The following is a 24,067-nucleotide window of genomic DNA, read 5'->3' as shown; positions in this document are numbered from 1 at the left end:
TTATGTATTACATCGGGATGTTTCCATGCTTCTTAGCGGGCAGTGCGTCACGCTTGGTAGCAAGCTGAGCAAGTGCACGGCAGATGCGGAAACGCGTGTTACGAGGCTCGATGACATCATCGATATAGCCATACTTGGCTGCCTGATAAGGATTAGCAAACAACTCGTTGTACTCTTCTTCCTTTTCAGCGATGAAGGCCTTGACATCCTCGCCGGCTTCCTTCTTGGCCTTGGCTTCCTTAGCATAGAGAACGGCAGCAGCACCAGAGGCACCCATAACGGCAATCTCAGCAGAGGGCCATGCGTAGTTCAGGTCGGTGTGCAACTGCTTTGAACCCATAACGATGTGTGAGCCACCATACGACTTGCGCAACGTGACGGTAATCTTGGGAACGGTAGCCTCACCATAGGCATAGAGCAACTGGGCTCCGTGCAGGATGACGGCGTTGTACTCCTGACCGGTGCCAGGCAGGAATCCTGGAACGTCAACAAGTGAAACGATAGGAATATTGAAGGCATCGCAGAAGCGAACGAAACGAGCACCCTTACGAGAAGCATTCACGTCGAGCACACCAGCGTAGCATGAGGGCTGGTTGGCAACGATACCGACACTCTGACCGTTGAAACGGGCAAAGCCTACGATGATGTTCTTGGCAAACTTAGGCTGTACCTCGAAGAACTCGTTGTCATCCGTAATGGCTGTGATGACCTTGTACATGTCGTATGCCTCGTTGGGGTTCTCAGGAATAATCTCGTTCAGTGAGTCCTCCAAACGGTCAATGGGGTCTGTGCATTTCTTGCGGGGTGCCAGTTCCATGTTGTTAGAGGGAATGTAGCTCAACAGCGTTTTCAACATTTCTACTGCCTCTTCCTCTGTCTTTGCGGTGAAATGGGTAACACCAGACTTGGATGCGTGAACAGAGGCACCACCCAGGTGCTCCTGGTCGATATCCTCGCCGGTAACGGTCTTCACAACCTTCGGACCTGTCAGGAACATATAGGATGTACCTTCCATCATAAGGGTGAAGTCGGTGAGGGCAGGGGAGTAGACGGCACCACCGGCACAAGGACCGAAGATACCTGAAATCTGAGGAATGACACCTGATGCCAGGATGTTGCGCTCGAAGATCTCTGCGTAACCAGCCAGTGCGTTGATACCTTCCTGAATACGGGCACCACCGGAGTCGTTGATGCCGATAACGGGAGCACCCATCTTCATGGCCATATCCATGACCTTGCAGATCTTCTGGCTCATTGTCTCACTCAGTGAACCGGCGTGTACGGTGAAGTCCTGTGCGAAGACAAATACCAGACGACCGTCTATAGTACCGCTTCCGGCAACGACACCGTCGCCCAGGAACTGCTTCTTCTCCATGCCGAAGTTGTGGCAACGGTGCTCTTTGAACATGTCATATTCTTCGAAAGAGCCTTTGTCGAGTAGCATGTCGATACGCTCGCGAGCGGTGTACTTACCTTTGTCGTGTTGCTTCTGTATGGCTTTCTCGCCACCACCGAGACGGGCTTGTTCGCGCTTCTCGATGAGTTGTTTGATTTTCTCTAATTGTTTGCTCATTGTTGTATTTGGATTTACTTTTTATCCTTTATGATTGATTACTCGGGGTGTTCGCAAAGCTCTGTGAGAATGCCACAGGTGGATTTGGGGTGAAGAAATGCAATATTCAGACCCTCGGCTCCCTTACGGGGCTTCTCGTCAATCAGGCGGACGCCCTTCTCGTTGACTACTGCCAGGGCTTCTGCTACACCGTCTTCTACGCAGAAGGCGACATGGTGTACACCCTTGTTACCTTTGTCGAGCCATTTTTGGATGGTGCTCTCAGGCGATGTGGGCTCCAGCAGTTCCAGCTTCACCTCACCACATTTCAGGAAGGCGGTCTTTACTTTCTGGTCTTCAACTGTTTCAATGTTATAACACTTCAGGCCCAGCACGTTCTCGAAGTACGGCAGGCTTTCCTCAATGCTCTGGACGGCAATGCCCAGGTGCTCAATGTGTGAAATCTTCATGTCGTTTGTTGTTTGTTATTATAAATAATGTGCAAAGGTAATCATTTTTGTGCACATAACGAAGCAAACCTCTCTTTTTTTGGCTTTTTTATACAATTCATCAAAAAAAAGAGGATATGCCAGCGTGTTGACATACCCTCTTCTGATGGGTTGCGATACCTTGTTATTTCTTGAATAGGCTGGGGAAAATCTTGTCGGACTCCTCGAAGAGATACCAGTCCTCTGAGGCGTTGACATTCTGTGCCCATTGAACAAAGTTCTTGTAAGCCTGTGTGATGCACTGTCGCTCCATAGGATAGCTGAAGTCCAGAGGAACGATGACGGCAAAGGGAGGCTCGCCTTTCTGGGCTATCTTAATGGTCTTGCCCATAGTCTTGTTTTCGATGTATATTTTCTTCAGGTATTGTGGGATGGTTACCCCCTCAGGTACCGTTACGAGGGCAGAGACGGCTTCGAGGCGTGTTCCGCCACTCATGGTGTTGATGAAACGGTTACCATCCTTTCCGGCTCCAGAGGCATTGAAAATAGCATGTACCTCTTTGCCGTTATGGTTCCATCCTTCTGCTCCTTGAATCATGACATCGTCATTACCACCACAAGCCACTAGTGACAGCAGCAACTGGGTCTTGCTCTTGCGGATGCAACGGATGACGACGTCGTTCAGGTCGTAGTCGGCCTGGTTGGGACGGTCCTCGAAGCACATCGTGTAGGCTTCAGCTTCGGGCTCAGGAGTCTCATTCTTTTCGTCAAAGCCTCCGCAAATCTCAATCACCATGTCGCTGAAGTTACAGTCAGAGCCTTCTTCGAAGCACATATATGTCTTGTTGTTGGCGGTGAACATGGCTATACGTGGGTCGGTGAAGTCCATACCACCGTCAATCTGTCCGCCTTTCGACTTGTCCATAGCTGACAAGAACTGTCCGAAGTGGTTCACCTCGTAGTTCAGAAGACCATTACCGTAAACGCATCCGCTGGTGGTGGATGTGTAAGAGTCGTTGCTGTATTTCTGATTCAGGAATCCAATCTTGTAGCCTGCTGGGAAGATGGCACTAGCCTCGTTGTCGCCTTCTTGGGGCGCGTTCTTGAAGAAAGGCAATAGGAATTCCTGTCTCCTGTAGAAGGTGCCAGCATTGCTTTCGGGAGTGGTCTGTACGCGCTCCACTTGAATGGCCTTGAATTTGGGAAGTTGCTTGATATAGTCTTCCTCGCTCATGCCGGCAGGAATGTCCTCGTCCTTGAAATAGTAATAGTAGATATGGTCTTGTTTGAATTCTGTCGTGAATGCCTGAATGGGAATCAAGGTGACTGGCGACTTGCCGTTGGTGATGATGTGGTTGGCATTCTGCTTGAAGTATTCACTGTTGCGCACGGAGTTGAGGTTGTTTCTCTTGCCGTTCCATCCGGATTTGTCGAATTTGTTAAGTGCACTGTTGACAATGGCTTCTACTGTGGCCTGCTCACCATCGGCGAAACCGTTGATGTCGCGGAACATGTGTCCACGGTTTGTCATCTCGTCCAATTTCCAGCCCTTGTCAAAGGTCTGCTTGTCGGCTAGATCCCACATCTGTTCGTTCTCCCATTTCGAGTCTTTCCAGAAACGATAGGCGCTCTCGCTGGAATGCGCGGTGCGCTGGGCATTGAACGACTGGCGTGGCTTTTTCAACTTAAGGGTTGTGAACGTGGGGGCCTCGCTGGCTGCAGCTCTTCTGGCTACTTGTGACGATGTGCTGCTGGTAAAGCTTACATTTTTCTCGCCAATGTTGAACACTTTCTGATAATAGACGCCGTCCTTATTGACACAGGCAGCCATAAGCTGGCTGTAGACATTGGGGGCGTCGTAGCTGAGAGTTACGGATTCGCCGCTCTTGACATTGGCTTCTGCTAAGACCTTGGCGTTCTCGTTGAGAATGGGTGACTCTGTCAAAATCTGTATCTTGACAATGTCTTGTAACTGGGCGTCGGCCGTAATGGTGACGCTTCCGCTTTTAATGCTGTTCCACTCCTGGGTAGGATCGATATCGCCCAGAATTTTTTTCGCATTATCGTTAGTGGCTTGTTGGTCGCTCTGCGTAGTGTTTTGTGAATTGTTCTGTGGTGTAAGAGGAACAATTTCGTGCTTGGCACAACTAGCAATAAACAAAGAACTTGCTAGAATAAAGAATAGTTTGTTTGTCATATCGTTTTAAGTTTTGCATATTATATAATTGCAAAGATATGAATTATTATTTGCTATATCATACCTTTTAATAAAAATGCGCAAAGGATTAACACTCTTTAAAGTTCAATAACGATTTTTCCGTTAATTTGCCGCCCAGTCAAGTAGTTTGGTACAGCATATTGACGGTTGGTAACATCGGTTATCCAGTAGTAGGAGTTAACGTTTGAAATGCCAAAGATGTTCAGACCGTCAATTCCTAGCCAGATACGGGGATGTCTGGGGGAAGGAGCGGTGCCTGGTTGTCCGACAAGCAGGTAACTCATACCGATGTCTGCCCGTTTATAGGCAGGTGCTCTGAACTGTTGGTATTCCAGTCCGCGGTGTGGAGCACCGAAGGGTAGTCCGTCGGCATAAGCCAGTCGGAGAGTCATCTTCCATCGTTCGGTGCCCGGGAAATAGTCGGTAAAGTGCAGGTTGACACCCCATCGCTGGTCTGTAGGCAACGGAACGCTCACCCCGTTAATCTTTTGTCTGGCCGACATGATGCTTAATGTGAGCCAGGAGTCGGTTCCTGGCACGAATTCACCGAATAGCTTCAAATCCAGTCCGGCCACTTGTCCACTGGCCTTGTTCTCGCCATAGTACACCACTTTCATGTTCTGTACGTTGTAGGGTACCAGGTCGTTCATAATCTTATAATATGCCTCAGCGGTAAAGCGGAAGGGGCGTTCTGCCATTCGGAAACGGTAGTCGAAAGCACCGACGATGTGGATGCTTCGCTGACTCTTGATTTTGTCGTTCAGCGTGACGATTGTCTGTCCGTTGACTGTTGAGGTGTCTCGTAGTTCTTTGTAGAACGGCGCTTGGTAATAAAGACCGGTAGCCAGGCGGAACGTGATGTCTTCATTGAACGACGGGATGGCAGCTAGTGAGATGCGGGGCGACACGATGGTTTCCTTGTTATAGCTCCAGTTGGCCATTCTTACACCGTAGTTCAGAGTGAAGTACCAAGGTTTCTCGCCTTTCGACTGGAATCGGTAGGTGTCCTGTAAGTATCCCTCGATACGTGTGCTTTTCAGGGTGTTTTTGGAGGCCAGAGAGTAGATGAGGTCCAGACGGTCCGCAGAGTGGGGGATACTATAGCCGCTGGAGTCACGCATCTCATATTCCCGGGCTTGTTCCGAAATCTTCTCCCATTTAAAGGTTACGCCGGCCTCTATGTCGTGCTTGCGCATTTTGTGGTTGGCTGTCAGCTTGACGCTCTGCACGTCTGCTGTCAGGTAGTTGCGGGCGTGTTCCATATAGGTTCCTACACCCAGCTGCTCTTGTGTCTGGGTATCGTCCAGCCAATACTGACCTTGTATGTCGTAGGTCTCTTGTTCCTTGGTATGGAAGGCTGAAGCCAAAAGACTGACCTTTGTATTTGTCGTAAAATTTCGTTGAATGCGTAGGGTGCCGAACAGGGTGCGGAAAATATCTTTCTCTTTTCCGTCGAAATAGACGCGGAAAGACTTGACATCCTGTAGGGTACCGAAGGAAGTCTCCCTTGTTGTCGGGGTGAACTGGTAGTGATTCTCTGAAATATTACCGATAAAGTCTATCTTCCATCTTTGGTTGGGTTGGTAGGAGATATATGTCTGATAGTCAAGGAAATTCGGTTTGTACTCGCCTTTTGTTTCCAGTGAGCCTAACAAATATTTGTTGGTCTTATAGCGAATGCCGTGACTCATCGAGAATTTATCTTTCTTTCCGAATCCGACAAATGCACTTCCGCCTAAGAGAGAGGCCTGAAGGTTGGCTTCGAATCGGGTTGGCTGACGATACTGGATATCGAGTACCGATGACATTTTGTCTCCATATTTCGCTTCGAAACCTCCTGAGGAGAATCCGATTTTCTCCACCATGTCAGAGTTAATGACGGACAGTCCTTCCTGTTGTCCGCTTCGGATGAGCAATGGGCGGTAAACTTCCACGTTGTTGATGTATACGGAGTTTTCGTCGAACGAGCCACCTCTTACGTTGTATTGCGATGAAAGTTCGTTGTGAGTTGACACACCGGCTTGTTGCTGTACCAGTTCCTCTACGGCATTGCCTGTTGTTGAAGGTGTCTGTTTCAGTCCTTTGGTATCCAGTTGCTCTGTTGATGTGGTCTGTCTGCGGCGCTCTGTTACCACCACTTCGTCCAGTGCTTTCATGGCGTGTAGCGTTACCAGTAGTCGCTGGTTCCCCCTCGGGTTTCGTAGTACGCGGGTTCGTGTCTGATATCCCACCATGGAGAATTTGATGACCACCGAGTCGGCAGAATGCAGTTTCAGCGAATATTCTCCCTTGAGATTGGCCATGGTGACGGCTCCCTGCTCAAGACACGAGACGGTAGCCAGTTCTATGGCATTTCCTTTATCGTCGCTGACCTTTCCGGACAATGTGAAGGTCTGGGCTTGTATCATGCAGGTTACCCAAAATAGCAGGGTAAATATGAGGTGTTTCTTTGCATTCATTGCATATATAACGCAACACGTCGCTATTTATTGTATCGCGTTATTCCCTCCATAGCCAGGAAGCCAGGGCATTGACCCATCGGATGTTGATACGGAACCATCGGTAGGTGCTCACCTCCTTGCCTCCGAAGCTAAGGATGAAGTCGCGATACTGGCTTTTGCGGAAGGGAAGTCCTACGTCGAGGAAACGGATGTGTTGGCGGCCTGTCTTATGTGCGCTTTTGATGGTTTCCCAGAATGTGACGGCATTGGGGTGTAAGGTGGCGAAACTTTTTCGCTTTGCTGCAGAATACCAAAGGTAGGCATCGCCTCTGGAATAGACTGTTACAGTGCATCCAATAACATGTTCGTGATATCGTGAGATGATAATCCGGCAGTGTCCTGTCTCCATCATTTCGCGGAAGAAATGGTCGTCAGGGATATACCTTCTGGGTTTAAGCCAGTTGTGATGTCTCAATAGTTTTGAGAAAGCCTGAAACTCCTTTTCTGTTTCCACCTCTTTTGTGGTGATGCCTCGTTGCTGTGCTGTCTTGATACGTGCCAGCTGCTTGGTCGTAATACGCTCCTCGGGTGTACGGGAATGCAGTGAGTTGTGTATACTCATCCATCTGACGGGGAAATAGCCGTTGCTGCGCAGCGAACCATAGCCGAACATCTTATGCGACAGGTTGCTGAACTCGATGTAGAGAGTTTTTCGCTGCAGTCGCTCGGTCAGCGCGTGAACCATCATACCGAACAGCTGCTCGTCGGAATCTTGTTGGTAGGAGCCTTCTCCCAAGATGCGCACGTGAGTATATAAATAAGGAGGAAACAAAGACTTCCTGTAGCGCTCTATCGCCAACATGTGGGCTGCTACCGTCCCGTCTTCGTTGGTAACCACAACCATGTAGGGCTTGTGGCGGGGTGTGTGCTCGCATAGTTCCATCAGTTCTCGGCTGTGGAAATAACTGCCTTCTGATAAGGTAGGCAATTCTGCTGCGTGCTCGTAGACTTTGACGTTCATCGATGCAAAGATACAAATTAATCGTCATTTATCACGTTTTATTCGTAATTATTTTATAATTTTGCAGCAAAATTTCGGAAAGACAATATGGAATTCAAGGATTTGGTACAAATGCGCCGTTCACACCGCCAGTTCACGGAGGAAGAGATTGACGGCAACGATGTGAAGATGATATTACGTGCAGGACTGATGGCTCCTACTTCCAAGGGCCAGCGTGCCTGGCAGTTTGTAGTTGTCGACGATAAGGCTGACCTGGAGAAACTTGCTGATGCGAAGGATCTGGGCGGACAGTTTCTGAAGGATGCTCCGCTGGCTATCGTTGTGCTGGGTGATCCGATGCAGAACGACTGCTGGATAGAGGATGGCTCCATTGCAGCAATCTCTATGCAGTATCAGGCTGAGGCCTTGGGACTGGGCTCTTGCTGGGTACAGATGCGTGGGCGTGGCCTGTCTGACGGCACCACGGCCGACACTGTTATCCAAGGGGTGTTGAATATCCCGGAGAACCTGTCGTGCCTTTGTGTGCTGGCTATCGGTCATAAGGCAGCTGAGCGCAAGCCTCAGAATGAGGAGAAGCTGAAGTGGGAGAACGTTCATCTGGAGAAATATTGATGAGAATAGCATTGGTAGGACGAGGACGCCTGGCTTCCAGTCTGTTGCCGGCGTTACAGCGAGCAGGACATCAGGTGGTGAGTGTCAACAGTCGCACGTTGGCAGAACTTCCCCAAAATGCCGAAGTCTGTATCATCAGCGTGAAGGACAGTGCCCTGCAGGAAGTCATCTCACAGGTGGCATGTAGGACCGTCTCTCCTGTATTCCTCCATACGGCAGGTTCCATGCCGATGACGGTCTTTGAAGGCCATGCCCGTCGGTATGGTGTGTTCTATCCCATGCAGACGTTTTCCAAGGAACGTCAGGTCGATTTCTCGTCTATCCCGACCTTTATCGAGGCTTCCGATGCGGCAACGCTTGAATTGGTGCACACGTTGGCATCAAGCATCACACAACGTGTTTATGAGTTGTCTACGGAAGACCGTAAGTACTTGCATCTGTCGGCTGTCTTCGCCTGTAATTTCGCCAATCATTGCTATGCGATGTCTGCCGAACTACTGGAGAAACACGGGTTGCCCTTTGATGTGATGTTGCCACTCATTGACGAAACAGCCCAGAAGGTGCATACGCTCCATCCGCTTGATGCCCAGACGGGACCAGCGGTACGCTATGACGAGAATGTCATCCGTATGCAGGCACAATTGTTGGCTGACAATCCTGCCATGCAAGATCTATACGAGCGTTTGTCGCTCCATATTCACCAAAAAGCAAATACCTCATTATGATACCATATGATTTGACCAAGATACGCGCCATCATCTTCGACCTTGACGGTGTACTGTCTTCCGAGACAATTCCCTTAGGTGTTGATGGAACCCCTCTGCGTACTGTGAATATAAAGGACGGCTATGCCATCCAATTGGCTATGAAGATGGGCCTGCGAATAGCCATCCTTTCGGGGTGTAAGATAGAGGCAGTGCGCCATCGTTATGAAGGACTCGGTATGGAAGACATCTTCCTCGGTGCTTCTGTGAAGATTCAGATTTATGAGCAGTTCTTGCGGAAATACGGGTTGAAAGATGAAGAAGTCATGTTTATGGGCGATGATATTCCCGACCTGGAGGTGATGCGACGCGTGGGGTGTCCCGTCTGTCCTGCCGATGCCTGTCCCGAGGTCAAGTCCGTCAGCTGTTATGTCAGTCAGCAGAAAGGCGGACAAGGCTGTGGTCGTGATGTGATAGAACAGACCTTGAAGGCACAGGACAGGTGGTTAAGTGATGAAAGGGCTTTCGGATGGTAGCACGAGATTATCATATCATTCTGGCCTCTAACTCGCCTCGTCGCAAGGAACTGCTTGCAGGCATTGATGTCAACTTTGACGTCCGTGTCATTCGTGATATCGACGAGAGCTATCCTGCCAGTCTTCCCACCAAGGACATTGCAGAATATATCTCCCGCAAGAAAGCTACAGTCTATCGGCAACAGATGGCTTCCGACGAACTGATTATAACAGCCGACACCATTGTCGTGTTAGACAGTGAAGTCATGGGCAAGCCCCATGATGAGGCAGATGCTTCGCGGATGTTGCACGAATTGAGTGGGCGTACCCATCAGGTGATAACTGGTGTTACGCTGACTACCATCGACCGCCAACGGAGCTTTTCCGTTGAGACCGATGTTACTTTCAAGTCGCTAACCGACGAGGAGATAAATTATTATATCCAACACTATAAGCCCTATGACAAGGCTGGAGCCTACGGTATACAGGAATGGATAGGCCATATTGGGGTTACAGCATTGAAAGGTAGCTATTTCAATGTGATGGGCCTTCCTGTTCAGCGTATCTACGAGGCTCTTCGCCAGTTCTGAGGTTTCTACGGAATTCAGAACAGGTGATGGCTGTGGCAATGGCCACATTTAGCGATTCTGCCGTCTCCGATGCATGGCTGAAGTTCGGAATCAGCAGACGGTGAGTCACGAGCGGGCGCACCTCCTGTGAGATGCCGTTTCCCTCGTTACCCATAACGATGACACCATGGGGCGAAAGTGGTTGCTGGTAGATATCTTCTCCGTCTAGCAGGGTGCCGTAAATCGGACAATCCGCCTTGCTGAGCAATTCAACCAAGTCGGTATAGATAATCGGTACATGGGCGAGGCTACCCATTGTTGCCTGCACCACCTTAGGATTGTAGACATCAGCCGTGTCTGCCGAACAGTAGATGGCATCGATGCCGAACCAGTCGGCAATACGGATAATCGTTCCCAGGTTGCCTGGGTCTTGGATGCCGTCAAGGGCCAGGGAGAGGTGAGAAGCGAGGGCAGTAGGCTGGCAAACTGGCGACGAGGGTATTTCGAAGAGCGCCAATAGGCCTTGTGGATGTTGCAGGAAACTGATGCGGTGCAACTCCTCATCGGTCACCAAAGTGGCCTTTTCCCGTGGTGTGGTCGAGAAGATGCTATGTGGCTGGAACCCAGCTTGAAGCAGGTCGCCAACGACCTTTGGACCCTCGGCCACAAAGAGGTTCTCGCGCTTCCTGTTCTTCTTCATTTCCAGAGATCGTACCAGCTTGATTTGATTTTTGCTGAGCATATTATTCAATTTTTATTTGCAAAGGTACAATAAATTTTGTAATTTTGCACGAAAATGCGAAGTAAAACAGTCATCATAGTTGTTCTGGCCCTGCTGATGGTCGCCTGTTCAGAAACAAAATACGTTCCTGAAGGCGAGTATCTATTGGACAAGGTGAGAGTTCTGAACGACGATAAGGAGGCCGTGGGAATTAATACCAACGATTTGCGCCTGTTGGTGCGTGACCGAGGCAATTCCCGTCTGTTCTCAGCAGCTAAAGTTCCACTGATGACCTATTCCATGTCAGGTCGTGACACCACACGATGGGTAAACCGTTTGTTGCGTTCCATGGGTGAAACTCCTCAGCTGTACGACTCAGCCAGTACGGCCCAGTCGGCACAAAACCTGCAGATGCAATTGCAGAACCTGGGCTATCTTCGTGGTACCGTTGATGTGATTAACACCACGAAGAAGCGTAAGGTGGTGACAACCTATCTGTTGCATCCTCGCAATCCTTATTTTATCGACCATATTGATTACGATATTCACGATTCTGCCATTGCCGTTTTGCTTGATATGGCTGACAGTACACATCGCGGTCTGCGTCCGGGTATGATGTTCAATGTTGAAAATCTCGACAACGAACGCAAGCGAATCACCCGGTATCTTACCAATCGTGGATATTATCAGTTCAATAAAGACTTTATCAGCTATAAGGCCGACTCGGTGGCTGGAAGCAATCTGGTAAACCTGACACTGGTTCTTCACCGGTTTCGTAAGGGCGAACAGAATAATCTGCCCCATCAGGTCTACACCATCGGTAGTGTCAACTATCACAGTGGGCAGGATACGGATTCGGTTATCCCCCTGCGCAGAAGAGTGCTCGAGAGTAACACCTTCCTGACGCCAGGCTCACTGTATGCTTCGCAAGACTTACAGCAAACCTACAACCATTTTGGTCGTTTGGGAGCCGTTCGCTATACCAATATCTCATTCCACGAACGTCCTGACGAACCTGTGCTCGACTGTGATATTCAGGTGAGCACGAACAAGCCGTCAACGCTGTCGTTCCAGCCGGAGGGCACCAATACGGCAGGTGACCTGGGTGCAGCAGCTTCGCTGACCTATCAGAACCGAAACATCTTTCACGGCTCCGAGAACCTGAGTATTGTGCTTCGTGGTGCCTTTGAGGCCATCAAGGGCTTGGAAGGCTATAATAACACCAATTTCCAGGAATATAGCGCTGAGGCTCGTCTGACCTTTCCACGCTTCATCGCCCCCTTCTTGGCTTCCAGTTTCCGTCGCCGTGTCAATGCTACTTCCGAGGTCGCTCTGTTGTACGACTTGCAGAACCGCCCGGAATTCAGACGCAGGGTGCTTTCTGCTGCTTGGCGCTATAAATGGAATGATCAGAATCATCATGACCGTTATCAAGTTGACCTCTTGGACCTCAATTATATTTCCATGCCATGGATTAGTGAGACGTTCAAGAAAGAGTATCTCGACAATAACAATTCGCGAAACTCTATCCTGCGTTATAACTACGAGAACCTGTTTATCATGAAGGTGGGCTTCGGCTATGCCTATAACAACGGCAACTATGCCATCAAGGCCAACGTTGAGACGGCTGGTAATCTATTGCAACTGGCGTCGAAAACCCTTCGTTTCCATCAAAATGATGAAGGTCAGTATACTTTTCTTGATGTGGCTTATGCCCAATATGCCCGAGGTGTGTTTGACTTCACGCGTAATGTGCGTTTAGACTACAATAACCAACTGGTGTTCCACATAGGGTTCGGCATTGCCTATCCATATGGTAACAGCCGTATCCTGCCTTTCGAAAAGCGTTTCTTCTCAGGTGGAGCAAATAGTGTGCGCGGCTGGAGTGTGCGTAGTCTGGGACCAGGAAAGTTCATCAGTACTGACGGACGTATTGATTTCATCAATCAGACGGGTGACATGAAACTTGACCTGAACATGGAGTATCGTGCTAAGCTGTTTTGGAAATTTGCCGGTGCACTGTTTGTGGATGCCGGTAACATCTGGACAATTCGTGAATATGCCGAACAGCCGGGAGGACAGTTTAAGTTCTCTGAGTTCTTGCAACAACTTGCCGTCGGCTACGGGTTGGGCATCCGTCTGAATTTCGATTATTTCATCATCCGCTTTGACATGGGTATGAAGGCCGTCAATCCTGCCTATGAAACAGAGCGAGAGCATTTTCCGATTCTGTATCCTAAACTGAGCCGTGACTTCGCCTTTCATTTTGCCGTAGGTCTTCCTTTCTAATTTTATTAAATTAGGAAAAAAATACGGAAAAGATGCCGTTGTCCGCTACTTTTTTATTACTTTTGCAGACAAAATTGAAAAAAACATGCTGAAGTTCATATCCTTTGGCAGTGGCAGTAGTGGTAATTGCTATTATCTGGCAACAGCCAACGATGCGCTGCTGATAGACATAGGGGTAGGGCTGAGAGGACTGAAAAAGAACTGCAAAGACTACGGTTGCAGCCTGTCGGATGTCCATCATGTGCTCATTACCCACGACCATGCAGACCACATCAAGTCGGTAGGCTCGTTTAGCCACGATTATGGTGTGCCTGTCTATGCTACCCAAGAGGTGCATCAGGGCATTAATCGTAATTACTGTATCACCAAGAAAATTGCTCCCGAATTTACTCGCCTGATAGAAAAAGGGAAGACGATACAGATTGGCGAGTTTCGTGTTACGCCCTTCGAAGTGCCTCATGACAGTTCTGATAATGTAGGCTATATGATTGAGGCGGAAGGTGTCACCTTCTGTATTATTACAGATGCCGGCAGGGTGACTGACGGTATGAAACCCTATATCTCGCGGGCCAACTACCTTGTGTTGGAGGCTAACCACGACGTCGAGATGGTGCAGAACGGCCCTTATCCGCAATTCCTTAAAGAGCGTATCCTCTCGCAGACCGGTCATCTGAACAACCGCGAGAGTGGGGAGGCATTGGCTGAGAATATGACAGAACAGTTGCGCCATGTATGGCTCTGTCATCTCAGCGAGGAGAATAACCATCCCGAATTGGCTCGTAAGACCGTAGAATCGGTGCTACGCAGCTATGGCATCATTGCCGGAAAAGATATCCAACTGGAGGTGCTCAAGCGTACCACGCCCACCGGCCCCTACGAGTTGGCAATTGAATAGGATATTTAATCTTTAACATATATTGTAAATATGATTAACATTACTTTTCCAGACGGATCTGTTCGCTCGTATGAGCAGGGCGTTACTGGACTCCAGATTGCCGAGAGCATCTCACCAGCTCTGGCACGCAGCGTATTAGCCTGCGGAGTAAATGGTGAGACAGTAGAACTCAACCGTCCCATCAACGAGGACGCAACCATCGAACTCTACAAGTGGGACGACGAACAAGGTAAACACACCTTCTGGCACACCTCTGCCCACCTGTTGGCTGAGGCTTTGCAGGAATTGTACCCTGGCATCCAGTTTGGTTTCGGTCCTGCCGTTGAGAATGGCTTTTTCTATGACGTGCTGCTGCCTAATGGAGAGATGATCAAGGAAAGTGACTTCCCCACCATCGAGGCTAAGATGAAGGAACTGGCCGGCAAGAAAGAGGCCGTTGTCCGCAAGGAGGTCGCCAAGGCTGATGCCCTGAAGGAATTCAAGGCCGATGGCCAGACCTACAAGTGTGAACACATTGAACAGGACCTTGAGGATGGTACTATTACAACTTATACACAAGGTGCATTTACCGATCTGTGTCGTGGACCGCACTTGATGGATACAGGCGAAATCAAGGCTGTCAAGTTGACGTCAGTGGCCGGTGCTTTCTGGCGTGGTGATGCTAGCCGCGAACAGATGCAGCGTCTCTACGGTGTCTCTTTCCCCAAGAAGAAGATGCTTGACGAGTATCTGGTGATGCTTGAGGAGGCCAAGAAGCGTGATCATCGCAAGATCGGCAAGGAGATGGAACTGTTTATGTTCTCCGAGAAGGTCGGCAAGGGATTACCTATCTGGTTGCCGAAGGGCACCGATTTGCGCTTGCGCCTGCAAGATCATCTGCGTCGCGTACAGAAGCGCTATGGCTATCAGGAGGTCATCACTCCGCATATTGGAGGCAAGAGCCTCTATGTCACCTCTGGACACTATGCCCACTACGGAAAGGATTCTTTCCAGCCTATCCATACGCCAGAGGAGGGCGAGGAATACATGCTGAAGCCCATGAACTGTCCTCACCACTGTGAGATTTTTGCATGGAAGCCCCGTTCTTACAAGGACCTGCCCCTGCGTATCGCAGAGTTTGGTACTGTGTATCGCTATGAACAGTCTGGCGAGCTCCACGGACTCACCCGTGTGCGCTCCTTTACGCAAGACGACGCACACCTCTTCTGCCGTCCTGATCAGGTGAAGCAGGAGTTCCTCAACGTGATGGACATCATTGGTGTCGTACTGACTGCCTTCGGCTTTAATTTCGAGGCACAGATTTCACTACGCGACCCTAACGACCACGATAAGTATGTAGGTACCGACGAGGACTGGGCACTGGCTGAGAAGGCTATTGTTGAGGCCTGCCAGGAGAAGGGGCTGACTGCCAAGGTGGAATACGGAGAGGCCGCTTTCTATGGTCCAAAACTTGACTTCATGATTAAGGATGCCATCGGTCGTCGCTGGCAGCTGGGAACCATTCAGGTGGACTATAACCTGCCCAAACGCTTTCAGCTTGAGTATACTGACGAGGACAACCAGAAGAAGACACCTGTGATGATTCATCGAGCACCGTTTGGCTCTCTGGAGCGCTTCTGTGCTGTGCTGATTGAGCATACCAGCGGTCACTTCCCCTTGTGGCTCACACCTGATCAGGTGGCTATCCTGCCGTTGTCTGAAAAGTATAACGACTATGCTCAGGAGGTTTGCAAGCAGTTCTCGGTTGGTGGCGTTCGTGCTACTATCGACCTGCGTAACGAGAAACTGGGTCGTAAGATTCGTGATAATGAGCTGAAGCGCATCCCTTACATGGTTATTGTAGGTGAAAAAGAAGCTGCCGACAAGACTGTTGCCGTTCGTCCACAGGGTGGAGGCGAGCAGACCGTGATGACTATCCAGCAGTTTATCGACCATATCAATGCCGAGGTTGCTGAGATGACCAAAGATTTCTGATGATAGTCATCTCTGAAATCCAATATTAGGCTGCACAAATTAGTGCAGCCTTTATTGTTTTTATGCGTTTTTCCATTGTGAAAAATTGCTGAAAAAAGATCATTGGGAGGCTAAGTATAGGAATAGTGTAAAATATACACAAAGAAAATATTTTATATAGTAATATTTGTGATGGATGCTTGTTTTGGTAATAATGTCAAATAATATTATTTTGTATATGTAGATTGAGAAGTTGAGGACGGGATAATTCGGTGAGTGGGGATGGGATGGAATTCATGGAATGCGGGACAAGTTTTTGCCTGATAGGTGAAATTGGAGAAAGGGTAGGGGAGGTTCTGGTGTGAAGTGATTCGGGTGGGGGAAGTAGGATTGGCAGTTGTAGACATAGCAAATTGAGCGTAATTAGAATGGTTGGATTGTAAAATAATCGGAGGAATTCTCATAAGGAAGATGAGAGGAGGCGAAATGGGGGTAAAAGAGACTGTTTAGGGGGTAAAAGAGCGGGCTGCCTGTTATGGTAGTCTGTTATATGATAATAATAATAATATGCTTATTATGAATTTATTAGATTATATAAGTTCTAGAAAAGAATTAGATATTGACTTTCCATGAACCGTTTTTGTTGGCGCCTATGCGCTCGATGATTTCTTTCTTGCGGAGGCTTGCTAAAACCTTGTTAATACCGGCTTCGGAGAGCTGTAGACGACGAGAAAGGTTGCCAATGGTGATGTGTGGATCTTCGGCCAGGAGCTTGACGACGCGTTGTTCGGAGTTGGAAAGGGTGGCACCAGCGCCCTCTTTTAGGGCGTTTTTGGATGAGTTGTCCTGTACTTTTTCTCTACTTTTATTCTTTACTTTATTCTCTACTTTATTCTTTACTTCGCGTGCTATTATATCTAATAAACAGTGCAATATGAACTCGATGAAATGGCTCGTTTTGACGATTTCACCAAGATAGGCCAATATGCGTCGATACTCTTGCTGGCGCTCTACGATGATGGGCTCGAGGGAAAGCCCTCTCAATACGGGGCGCCATTGAGTCAACAGAAGTGTAAGCCAGAGCAGTCCCAGACGCTCATTTCCTTCCGAAAACGGGTGAATTTCGATTAATTCGTAATGAAAAATGCAAGCTATAACGAGTGGGTGCTCGTCGGTGTTTCTTAGCCAGTCGTAGAGCATAGACATATGCAATCGGACATGTGGATCGTCGGTTCTGTAGTGTCCTGCTCCGTCGCTCAGTCCGTCTGCCAGTTTTTCGTGTTCACGCAGAAGATTGTCTTCCTGGAAGGGGTCTAGCGTTTCTCCTGAGGTTTTAGAATTGTTTTCTGTCAGTGTTTCGAGGATTCCTACTTGTTCGGAAATTTCAGATATTAAGCATATGGCTTTGGGTGTTAAATGATAAGATGGTGAAAACATAATATTTTACATTTTTAATTTCTTTTATGATTCTGTGCTGTTGTCGCATTGTTTGAATATAACAAAAATAGGTTTTTTATTTCAATCTCTGACCATATAAGCGCATAAATAAACATCATTTAACAGTGTGTGGCACAAAAGGCGCACAGTTTTATAGTAGGTTGGGTAAAAACGGCATAATTATAGATTATTATATATATAATAAATATTATTCCCTTACTTTTTACGAAATGACATGGCTCTTAAAATAAACTGTGCACTGAGCTCAGTGCGCTAAGCATGCTGATAACAACTCGTACTAAAAATAAATCAAAAATATTTACATAAATAATTTTCTTGCATCGTTCTTTTTTTTGTACCTTTGCATTGTCAATAAGGAGATGATTTTTTTCTAGGCAGCGCGCAAAATTTTCCTAGTGCACGAGGGATATTTTACCTGGGAAATGTTAAGGTCTCTTCAATGCGACAATGTAATGGGGGGGGTGGTGATGAGGGTAAAACCCTTTTACATACACCGAATTAGGTCTTTGAAATTTGGGTAGTCTCGATTTTTATTCGTACCTTTGCGGCATGAATACACCTATATATATTGTAGAAGAAGAGAAGCTACGTAGGAATCTGGCGCTAATCAGTGATGTAGCACGGCGCACACATTCGGAGTGGATACTTGCGTTTAAGGCTTTTGCCTTGTGGAAGACGTTCCCGATATTCCGTGAGTATATCAACTCGACAACAGCCAGTTCTTTGAGCGAAGCCCGGTTGGCACTGGAAGAGTTTGGAGCCAAGGCTCACGCTTATTCGCCAGCCTATAAAGACGAAGAGTTCGACGATATCGTACGCTGCTCAAGCCATCTGACCTTCAACTCCCTCAGTCAGTATGAGCGTTTCCATGAACGGGCGGGGGAATGTTCGCTGGGGTTGAGAGTGAACCCTGAGTACTCGGAGGTAGGTACCTTGTTGTATAATCCTTGTGCGCCAGGAACGCGCTTTGGGGTGACGGCAGACAAATTGCCCGAGCAGTTGCCAAAGGACATTAAGGGTTTTCATTGCCATTGTCATTGTGAGAGTGGCGCAGACGTGTTCGAACGCACGTTACAGCATGTCGAGGAGAAGTTCTCGAAATGGTTCGGACAGTTGGAGTGGATCAACTTCGGAGGCGGACATCTGGTGACGCGCAAGGACTACAATATCGAGCTGTTGGTGCGGCTCATGCAGGGATTCCATGAGCGCTATCCCCACCTGAAGGTCATTTTTGAGCCAGGAAGTGCGTTTGCCTGGCAGACAGGACCGCTTGTCTGTAGTGTGGTGGATGTCGTGGAGGATAAGGGTATACGGACGGCTATTCTGGATGTCAGCTTTACCTGTCACATGCCCGACTGTCTGGAGATGCCTTATTTCCCTGACGTGCGCAATGCCGAACATGTGGAGGAGGTTTCTCACCTCTCACCTCTCACCACTCACCTCTACAGACTGGGTGGCAACAGCTGCTTGAGCGGCGACTTTATGGGCTACTGGCGTTTCGATCATGAATTGCAGGTAGGAGAACAAGTGATTTTTGAGGATATGATACATTACACCACGGTGAAAACAAACACCTTCAATGGAATTACGCATCCTGCCATAGGGATGCTGAAATGTGACGGAAAACTGGAGATTTTGCGCCAATTTGGGTATGAAGATTACCGAAATAGAATGGATTAATGCAATTTTTTCAAAAAAAACAGCAAAAAAGTTTGCCAGTTCCGAAAAAAGCATTACCTTTGCATCCGCAATCGAGAGAGATGCTCCTCGCAAGAGGATGAAAAGGCGGAAATAGCTCAGTTGGTAGAGCACAACCTTGCCAAGGTTGGGGTCGCGGGTCCGAGTCCCGTTTTCCGCTCAACATGTTGAACAAAAAAGAGCATTAGGACGTTGGGTTCTAATATAATTGCCCAGGTGGCGGAATTGGTAGACGCGCACGTTTCAGGTGCGTGTGCCGCGAGGCGTGCAGGTTCGAGTCCTGTTCTGGGCACTCTTTTTTATTCACACGTTATTTATGTGTTGGAGAGGTGGCGGAATTGGTAGACGCGCTACTTTGAGGGGGTAGTGTCAATTGCGACGTGGGAGTTCGAGTCTCCTCCTCTTCACCATCTTTTTAACCATTTGACGCGGAAATAGCTCAGTTGGTAGAGCACAACCTTGCCAAGGTTGGGGTCGCGGGTCCGAGTCCCGTTTTCCGCTCTTTTTCTAGGTATTTTTTGAAAAACAAACCATTCTAAATGAATTTATATTTACGCTATTTTGATAGAGAGATATTAGTCAATAATGTGGATGAAGCCATTGATTTCCTTGCATCCATTGACGAAATCGGTATGGATCCTATGCTTGAGAAGGACATCCGCGATTATGTGGCTAGTGATATGATATATCCCAAGCGCTATAAGATTCGCCCTCGCGTGTACTTTATTATTATCAAAACAGAAGCAGCTACCATGCAGGATTTCAAGGATAAGAAGGCTGTACATGTGGACGGATCTGCAGGAAAACCAGTCTCTAGCGCGGTGATGCGACTGAATGAAGAGCGTGAAGGTTGGTATGAGGGGTCTATCGATTTTAAGCGCGTTCTGATGGTTCCCGGAACAGGTAAGTTCCAATACCGGGACACGCATTTTGTAGCACGCTGCAAGGCCATTTCTGGTCTGGACTGCTACAACCGCATTGTTGACCATCTCAGTCAGCGTGTGGATAGCCGTAGCCAGTTTCCCTCGGCAAAGGGCAAGAATTTCAAGTTCCAGTATCTTGGACGGTTTAAGTAAAGAATCATTCTCTGCCTGATGAATAAAGTGATGTTGATAGGTAATGTAGGGGCCGACCCGGAAGTACGTTATGTTGACCAGGGCGTGGCTGTTGCCCGTTTGCGCCTGGCAACCACAGAACGAGGCTATACGTTGCAGAATGGAACGCAGGTGCCTGACCGGACAGACTGGCATACGGTACTGCTGTGGCGTAAACTGGCAGAGGTAGTGGAGAAGTATGTTCATAAAGGTGATAAGCTCTATATTGAAGGACGTATTCGCTATACCTCCTATGATGACAAGCAAGGACAACGTCGCTATGCTACGGAGATATGGGCCGATAATTTGGAGATGCTGACACCAAAGGGGGAGGCTGCTCCTGTTTAAATCATGGACGAATTTCTACGTATTTTCAACGAGGTAACCCTATTATCGCCATCTTCAGGAGCTATTATGGCAGGCATTGTGGCTTGTCTTCTTTTATTGGTTTCTGGATTTGCCTCAGGATCGGAGATTGCTTTCTTCTCCTTGACGCCCACCGACCTCAGCGAGATGGACGAGGAGCGAAATCCTGCTGATGCCAAAATTATGCGTTTGCGTGAAGAGACCGAGCGGACGCTGGCCACCATTCTGGTGACGAATAATCTGGTGAACGTAACCATCATCATGTTGTTTGGCTACTTCTTCAAAAATGCAGTTTCTTTCGGGCATTCGTGGTGGTTGGAGTTCCTGACCATGACGGTGCTGCTTACCTTCCTTCTGTTGTTGTTTGGCGAGATTATGCCGAAGGTATATGCCACGAAGAATCCGTTGCATTTCTGTCGTGCGGCGGCTAGCGGTATCATGTTTTGCCGCAAGGTTTTCTATCCCATTGCCAGCATCGTTGTCAGCTCTGGACGACTGACGGAGAAAGTGGTACAGAAGGAGAACCAGACCTTGAGCGTGGATGACTTGGAGCAGGCTTTGGAATTGACCGACAACGAGGATATCAAGGAAGAGAAACGCATGCTGGAAGGTATTGTGCGCTTTGGCGACGAGACCGTGAAGGAGGTGATGACCAGTCGTCAGGATGTGATAGACCTGGACTTCAAGGCTACCTATGCAGAGGTGCTGAAGTGCGTCGTCGACAATAACTATTCGCGTATTCCTGTCTATCAAAACACGCAGGATAACATCCGCGGAATCTTGTATATCAAGGACTTGTTGCCCCACCTGTCAAAAGGTGACAACTTCCGTTGGCAGTCATTGATACGTCCACCGTATTTTGTGCCTGAGACCAAGAAGATTGACGATTTGCTGCGTGAGTTCCAGGAAAACAAGGTGCACATCGCCATTGTTGTCGACGAGTTTGGAGGAACCAGTGGCATTGTGACGCTGGAAGATATCCTTGAAGAGATTGTCGGTGAGATTAACGACGAGTATGATGAGGATGAGAAGAACTATGTGCGCATCAACAGCAATACCTTCGTTTTTGAAGGAAAGACATTGCTGACCGACTTCTATAAAGTGTTAAAGTTGGACGATGACATCTTTGAAGAAGTTGAGGGGGATGCTGATACGTTGGCAGGTCTGTTGCTCGAGATCAAGGGCGACTTCCCCAAACTACACGAGAAGATAGATTACCAGAACATCACATTTGAGATTCAGGAGATGGAAGAACGCCGCATCTCAAAGGTAAAGATTGTGATACATGAAAAGGCTGCCGAGTGAAGGCAGCCTTTCTTGTTTTCTATGAGCTTGCGGTAATTCTTTACCAGCCGAAGCGGTTCCAGTTGACCACACGGTTCCACCCGAAATTATTGGCCTTCTTGTTATAGGCGGAATTGCCAGAAGTATAGCTTGTTTTGCTTTGTGGGATGAACATGCTGACACATCCACCGTCTGCCTTCGTGTCAAAATTGTCGAAGTCAGTATAGTAAAGGCTTGCGCTTGTTGTCATCCACTTAAAGGACATACGCGAATAGGGGACAGCCAGGTCGAAGGCCTTTTTCCATGTTGCAAAATCGGTGGCACTGGCATAGCGCTGGATATAGGCTTTCATGTCGTACATGAAGGGATCTCCCAAATACAAGTAATAGGGGATCCCTTTGAGTTCGGGCTCGTTGGGATATTGAAGGACGAAGGTGCTCAGGACATCCCGTGTGGCCTCAGCCAACTGGGCGATATAGCGTGAGTCGATGACAGACAGCGGAACACTGAATCCTTCCAGATCTTCACTTCCTACACCACTTACACTTGGGTGATTATGCTTATAATACTCGGTATAATAGTCATAATATGCATCAATAATGCCACGATACATGTTGCTGCCGTCCTTAAACAATGAAGGCATGATTTTATCGTAGGGAGCACCCCACCCGGGAATCTCTGCCGGTGAGCTGATGAGGTACTCTGTAGCGTTGCGCAGTTCGTAACCCACTTCGGCACAGGCCATGTTACAGCAGTCGGCAAAAATGAACTTGAACGGGGTGAGCCCCTCTAAAGCCTTTGCCATCTGGGTGATGTTCATCCACTTTCCGCTATTAGAATAGGCGTTAATGCCATTGTCAACACCATAGGCTCGACGAGAAGGACCAGGAATGGTGTCTTTCTCCACAGTCCAGCCGCTGGCGTGGCCCCAAAGGATAAGGGCGTATTCGTCGGAAGGCGACAGTCCCATCATGCGCTCTATCACTTCCCGGAAGCAGTCGGCATCAGACGAGTAAAAGTCTGCCGTGTACTTGTATAGTGTGTCAAGGGGCTGCTGTCTATTGGCAGTCACTTGGGCAATGAAAGGCTTTTTCTGTGAGTCAGCATTGTCTATAAAGACGAGCATGCGGTCGTTTGCCGGAATGCTGGCAGCCCCGTCAGTCATCTCATTGACGTCGCTTGAAGTGAAGTTTGAGAGAGAGTTTTCTCCTGCCATATAGACAAGGACAGTACGCTTTGCTCTTTCGTTTACGGGTGGTGTGTCGTCGTCACTCTTGCAAGAAGTCATGAGCAGCATGACACTAAGAATTGTCAATAAATATTTCATGTCCTAATTTTTACGGTGCAAAGATAGTAATAATTGCTGAAAAATGAGTATCTTTGCAAATCAAAATAAAAAGATAATGAAGAAACTCACGATATTAATGGTCTTTTGCCTGCTATTTGCAGCGGTTGGGGAGGCATTTGCGGGTCGTACAAAGCACACAAGGCGACGCACAAAGGCAAAGACGCATTTGGTAAAGAAAGGAAGCAAGAGACATCTGAAGACAAAACGTGTGATTGGCTATGTGCCTTTGGAAATTGCCGATACCTCTAGCGTTCTCTGCGAAGACACCTGCTCACATGTTCACGGCATAGATATGAGTCATTATCAAGGCGATGTCTTTTGGGAAACCGTCAGCAACAATACGCCTATGGCCTATGTTTATCTGAAGGCAACCGAAGGTGGCGACCGCATTGATGAGAAGTTCGAGCGTAACATCGTGATGGCCCATGTTCATGGATTGAAAGTGGGCAGTTACCATTTCTACCGTCCTAAAACCGACCAGCGGCTCCAGTTGAAGAACTTCATCTCACAGTGTATTCCCGAGGAGCAGGACTTGATACCGATGATTGACATTGAGACAACCAACGGACTCCCTACGGAAGACTTCTGTGACTCGCTCCTGACTTTCTTGGAACTGGTGGAGGAAGCCTATCAGCAGAAACCTTTGCTATATACGTTCCGTAATTTCTATAATCGCCATCTGCAAGGCAAGATTGACGGCTATAAGTTAATGATAGCGATGTATACCCCTGAAGAACCTGTGCTTGCTGACGAACGGGACATCACGATGTGGCAGTATACGGGAAAAGGGCGTATCATGGGTGTAAACGGCTATGTGGACAAGAGCCGTTTTATGGGAGACCATACGTTACGTGAACTCCGCTTCAAACACTGAAGCGGT

General features: G+C 48.2%; 20 protein-coding genes and 4 tRNA genes. 16 read left to right on the top strand and 8 right to left on the bottom strand.

All coding sequences use genetic code 11. The annotated features are described in order from the left end of the window. Positions 1-7: 7 nt before the first annotated feature. The 5 genes from BLU47_RS04245 to BLU47_RS04225 form a co-directional block, all read right to left on the bottom strand. Positions 8-1,573 (bottom strand): acyl-CoA carboxylase subunit beta, encoded by a 1,566-nt coding sequence (locus BLU47_RS04245; RefSeq protein ID WP_091958858.1) that lies wholly within the window; start codon positions 1,571-1,573, stop codon positions 8-10. 38 nt (positions 1,574-1,611) lie between these two features. Continuing rightward, positions 1,612-2,022: a methylmalonyl-CoA epimerase gene (gene mce, locus BLU47_RS04240; RefSeq protein ID WP_091958856.1), complete on the bottom strand. Its 411-nt coding sequence runs from the start codon at positions 2,020-2,022 to the stop codon at positions 1,612-1,614. Between the two features lie 163 nt (positions 2,023-2,185). After that, on the bottom strand, positions 2,186-4,198 hold the full coding sequence (locus BLU47_RS04235) for a DUF4842 domain-containing protein (protein WP_091958853.1): 2,013 nt from the start codon (positions 4,196-4,198) through the stop codon (positions 2,186-2,188). A 98-nt stretch (positions 4,199-4,296) separates the two neighbouring features. Next, the gene (locus BLU47_RS04230) at positions 4,297-6,678 is read right to left on the bottom strand and encodes a TonB-dependent receptor (RefSeq protein WP_091958850.1); all 2,382 of its coding nucleotides are present in this window, start codon (positions 6,676-6,678) and stop codon (positions 4,297-4,299) included. Between the two features lie 40 nt (positions 6,679-6,718). Next, positions 6,719-7,681 (bottom strand): GNAT family N-acetyltransferase, encoded by a 963-nt coding sequence (locus BLU47_RS04225; protein WP_091958847.1) that lies wholly within the window; start codon positions 7,679-7,681, stop codon positions 6,719-6,721. A gap of 87 nt (positions 7,682-7,768) precedes the next feature. On the opposite strand from BLU47_RS04225, the gene BLU47_RS04220 reads away from it, so the two are divergent. From BLU47_RS04220 to BLU47_RS04205, 4 genes are read left to right on the top strand one after another with little or no spacing between them, the layout of a single operon-like run. Next, the gene (locus tag BLU47_RS04220; protein ID WP_091958843.1) at positions 7,769-8,293 is read left to right on the top strand and encodes a nitroreductase family protein; all 525 of its coding nucleotides are present in this window, start codon (positions 7,769-7,771) and stop codon (positions 8,291-8,293) included. Beyond that, positions 8,293-9,018, top strand: coding sequence for a Rossmann-like and DUF2520 domain-containing protein (locus tag BLU47_RS04215; RefSeq protein WP_091958840.1), 726 nt, complete (start codon positions 8,293-8,295; stop codon positions 9,016-9,018). Before BLU47_RS04220 ends, BLU47_RS04215 begins: the two co-directional genes overlap by 1 nt. Further along, the gene (locus tag BLU47_RS04210; protein ID WP_091958837.1) at positions 9,015-9,533 is read left to right on the top strand and encodes a KdsC family phosphatase; all 519 of its coding nucleotides are present in this window, start codon (positions 9,015-9,017) and stop codon (positions 9,531-9,533) included. Before BLU47_RS04215 ends, BLU47_RS04210 begins: the two co-directional genes overlap by 4 nt. After that, positions 9,527-10,102 carry a Maf-like protein gene (locus tag BLU47_RS04205; protein WP_091958834.1) on the top strand — a complete coding sequence of 192 codons (576 nt, stop codon included), beginning with the start codon at positions 9,527-9,529 and terminating at the stop codon, positions 10,100-10,102. The genes BLU47_RS04210 and BLU47_RS04205 overlap by 7 nt, the downstream gene beginning before the upstream one ends. Here BLU47_RS04205 and BLU47_RS04200 read toward each other — a convergent pair. Further along, positions 10,047-10,823: a TrmH family RNA methyltransferase gene (locus BLU47_RS04200; RefSeq protein ID WP_091958832.1), complete on the bottom strand. Its 777-nt coding sequence runs from the start codon at positions 10,821-10,823 to the stop codon at positions 10,047-10,049. The genes BLU47_RS04205 and BLU47_RS04200 overlap by 56 nt on opposite strands. Before the next feature lie 54 nt (positions 10,824-10,877). Here BLU47_RS04200 and BLU47_RS04195 point away from each other — a divergent pair, with 54 nt between their 5' ends. The 3 genes from BLU47_RS04195 to thrS all read left to right on the top strand — a co-directional run bounded on the left by BLU47_RS04195 (position 10,878) and on the right by thrS (position 15,960). Then, on the top strand, positions 10,878-13,091 hold the full coding sequence (locus BLU47_RS04195; protein WP_091958829.1) for a translocation and assembly module lipoprotein TamL: 2,214 nt from the start codon (positions 10,878-10,880) through the stop codon (positions 13,089-13,091). An 85-nt stretch (positions 13,092-13,176) separates the two neighbouring features. Next, positions 13,177-13,986 (top strand): MBL fold metallo-hydrolase, encoded by an 810-nt coding sequence (locus tag BLU47_RS04190; RefSeq protein WP_091958826.1) that lies wholly within the window; start codon positions 13,177-13,179, stop codon positions 13,984-13,986. Between the two features lie 30 nt (positions 13,987-14,016). Beyond that, the gene (gene thrS, locus BLU47_RS04185) at positions 14,017-15,960 is read left to right on the top strand and encodes a threonine--tRNA ligase (RefSeq protein ID WP_091958823.1); all 1,944 of its coding nucleotides are present in this window, start codon (positions 14,017-14,019) and stop codon (positions 15,958-15,960) included. A 591-nt stretch (positions 15,961-16,551) separates the two neighbouring features. Here thrS and BLU47_RS04180 read toward each other — a convergent pair. After that, positions 16,552-17,376, bottom strand: a complete 825-nt coding sequence (locus BLU47_RS04180) for a Fic family protein (protein ID WP_091958820.1) — start codon at positions 17,374-17,376, stop codon at positions 16,552-16,554. Positions 17,377-17,946: 570 nt separating this feature from the next. On the opposite strand from BLU47_RS04180, the gene nspC reads away from it, so the two are divergent. From nspC to gldE, 8 genes are all read left to right on the top strand, one after another. Further along, entirely contained in the window at positions 17,947-19,077 is a 1,131-nt protein-coding gene (nspC, locus tag BLU47_RS04175; RefSeq protein WP_176780446.1) for a carboxynorspermidine decarboxylase, read from the top strand. Positions 19,078-19,182: 105 nt separating this feature from the next. Beyond that, positions 19,183-19,255, top strand: a tRNA-Gly gene (locus BLU47_RS04170). Between the two features lie 50 nt (positions 19,256-19,305). Continuing rightward, positions 19,306-19,387 (top strand) — tRNA-Leu (locus BLU47_RS04165). A 31-nt stretch (positions 19,388-19,418) separates the two neighbouring features. Further along, a tRNA-Leu gene (locus BLU47_RS04160) sits at positions 19,419-19,505 on the top strand. A gap of 18 nt (positions 19,506-19,523) precedes the next feature. Beyond that, positions 19,524-19,596, top strand: a tRNA-Gly gene (locus BLU47_RS04155). A 38-nt stretch (positions 19,597-19,634) separates the two neighbouring features. After that, positions 19,635-20,171, top strand: coding sequence for a hypothetical protein (locus tag BLU47_RS04150; RefSeq protein WP_091958816.1), 537 nt, complete (start codon positions 19,635-19,637; stop codon positions 20,169-20,171). Positions 20,172-20,189: 18 nt separating this feature from the next. Beyond that, positions 20,190-20,537: a single-stranded DNA-binding protein gene (locus BLU47_RS04145; RefSeq protein ID WP_091958813.1), complete on the top strand. Its 348-nt coding sequence runs from the start codon at positions 20,190-20,192 to the stop codon at positions 20,535-20,537. Positions 20,538-20,540: 3 nt separating this feature from the next. Continuing rightward, positions 20,541-21,860: a gliding motility-associated protein GldE gene (gene gldE, locus BLU47_RS04140; protein ID WP_091958811.1), complete on the top strand. Its 1,320-nt coding sequence runs from the start codon at positions 20,541-20,543 to the stop codon at positions 21,858-21,860. A gap of 40 nt (positions 21,861-21,900) precedes the next feature. On the opposite strand, the gene BLU47_RS04135 is transcribed toward gldE, so the two are convergent. Further along, positions 21,901-23,166: a clostripain-related cysteine peptidase gene (locus BLU47_RS04135; RefSeq protein ID WP_091958809.1), complete on the bottom strand. Its 1,266-nt coding sequence runs from the start codon at positions 23,164-23,166 to the stop codon at positions 21,901-21,903. A 187-nt stretch (positions 23,167-23,353) separates the two neighbouring features. Here BLU47_RS04135 and BLU47_RS04130 point away from each other — a divergent pair, with 187 nt between their 5' ends. Further along, positions 23,354-24,061, top strand: a complete 708-nt coding sequence (locus BLU47_RS04130) for a glycoside hydrolase family 25 protein (RefSeq protein WP_369796962.1) — start codon at positions 23,354-23,356, stop codon at positions 24,059-24,061. The last annotated feature ends 6 nt before the right edge of the window (positions 24,062-24,067 follow it).

Origin of the sequence: Prevotella sp. tc2-28, assembly GCF_900107705.1 — a bacterium.
Taxonomy (GTDB): Bacteria; Bacteroidota; Bacteroidia; order Bacteroidales; family Bacteroidaceae; genus Prevotella.
Note: the sequence above shows the minus strand (reverse complement) of the source record. Positions and strands in the feature narration are given on the sequence as shown.

Coding starts and splice junctions, on each gene's coding strand:
- BLU47_RS04235 (WP_091958853.1), bottom strand. CDS start 4,198: ATGACAAACAAACTATTCTTTATTCTAGCAAGTTCTTTGTTTATTGCT.
- BLU47_RS04230 (WP_091958850.1), bottom strand. CDS start 6,678: ATGAATGCAAAGAAACACCTCATATTTACCCTGCTATTTTGGGTAACC.
- BLU47_RS04225 (WP_091958847.1), bottom strand. CDS start 7,681: ATGAACGTCAAAGTCTACGAGCACGCAGCAGAATTGCCTACCTTATCA.
- BLU47_RS04145 (WP_091958813.1), top strand. CDS start 20,190: ATGAATAAAGTGATGTTGATAGGTAATGTAGGGGCCGACCCGGAAGTA.
- BLU47_RS04180 (WP_091958820.1), bottom strand. CDS start 17,376: ATGTTTTCACCATCTTATCATTTAACACCCAAAGCCATATGCTTAATA.
- gldE (WP_091958811.1), top strand. CDS start 20,541: ATGGACGAATTTCTACGTATTTTCAACGAGGTAACCCTATTATCGCCA.
- BLU47_RS04200 (WP_091958832.1), bottom strand. CDS start 10,823: ATGCTCAGCAAAAATCAAATCAAGCTGGTACGATCTCTGGAAATGAAG.
- BLU47_RS04135 (WP_091958809.1), bottom strand. CDS start 23,166: ATGAAATATTTATTGACAATTCTTAGTGTCATGCTGCTCATGACTTCT.
- mce (WP_091958856.1), bottom strand. CDS start 2,022: ATGAAGATTTCACACATTGAGCACCTGGGCATTGCCGTCCAGAGCATT.
- BLU47_RS04190 (WP_091958826.1), top strand. CDS start 13,177: ATGCTGAAGTTCATATCCTTTGGCAGTGGCAGTAGTGGTAATTGCTAT.
- BLU47_RS04220 (WP_091958843.1), top strand. CDS start 7,769: ATGGAATTCAAGGATTTGGTACAAATGCGCCGTTCACACCGCCAGTTC.
- BLU47_RS04205 (WP_091958834.1), top strand. CDS start 9,527: ATGGTAGCACGAGATTATCATATCATTCTGGCCTCTAACTCGCCTCGT.
- BLU47_RS04215 (WP_091958840.1), top strand. CDS start 8,293: ATGAGAATAGCATTGGTAGGACGAGGACGCCTGGCTTCCAGTCTGTTG.
- BLU47_RS04245 (WP_091958858.1), bottom strand. CDS start 1,573: ATGAGCAAACAATTAGAGAAAATCAAACAACTCATCGAGAAGCGCGAA.
- thrS (WP_091958823.1), top strand. CDS start 14,017: ATGATTAACATTACTTTTCCAGACGGATCTGTTCGCTCGTATGAGCAG.
- BLU47_RS04150 (WP_091958816.1), top strand. CDS start 19,635: ATGAATTTATATTTACGCTATTTTGATAGAGAGATATTAGTCAATAAT.
- BLU47_RS04195 (WP_091958829.1), top strand. CDS start 10,878: ATGCGAAGTAAAACAGTCATCATAGTTGTTCTGGCCCTGCTGATGGTC.
- nspC (WP_176780446.1), top strand. CDS start 17,947: ATGAATACACCTATATATATTGTAGAAGAAGAGAAGCTACGTAGGAAT.
- BLU47_RS04210 (WP_091958837.1), top strand. CDS start 9,015: ATGATACCATATGATTTGACCAAGATACGCGCCATCATCTTCGACCTT.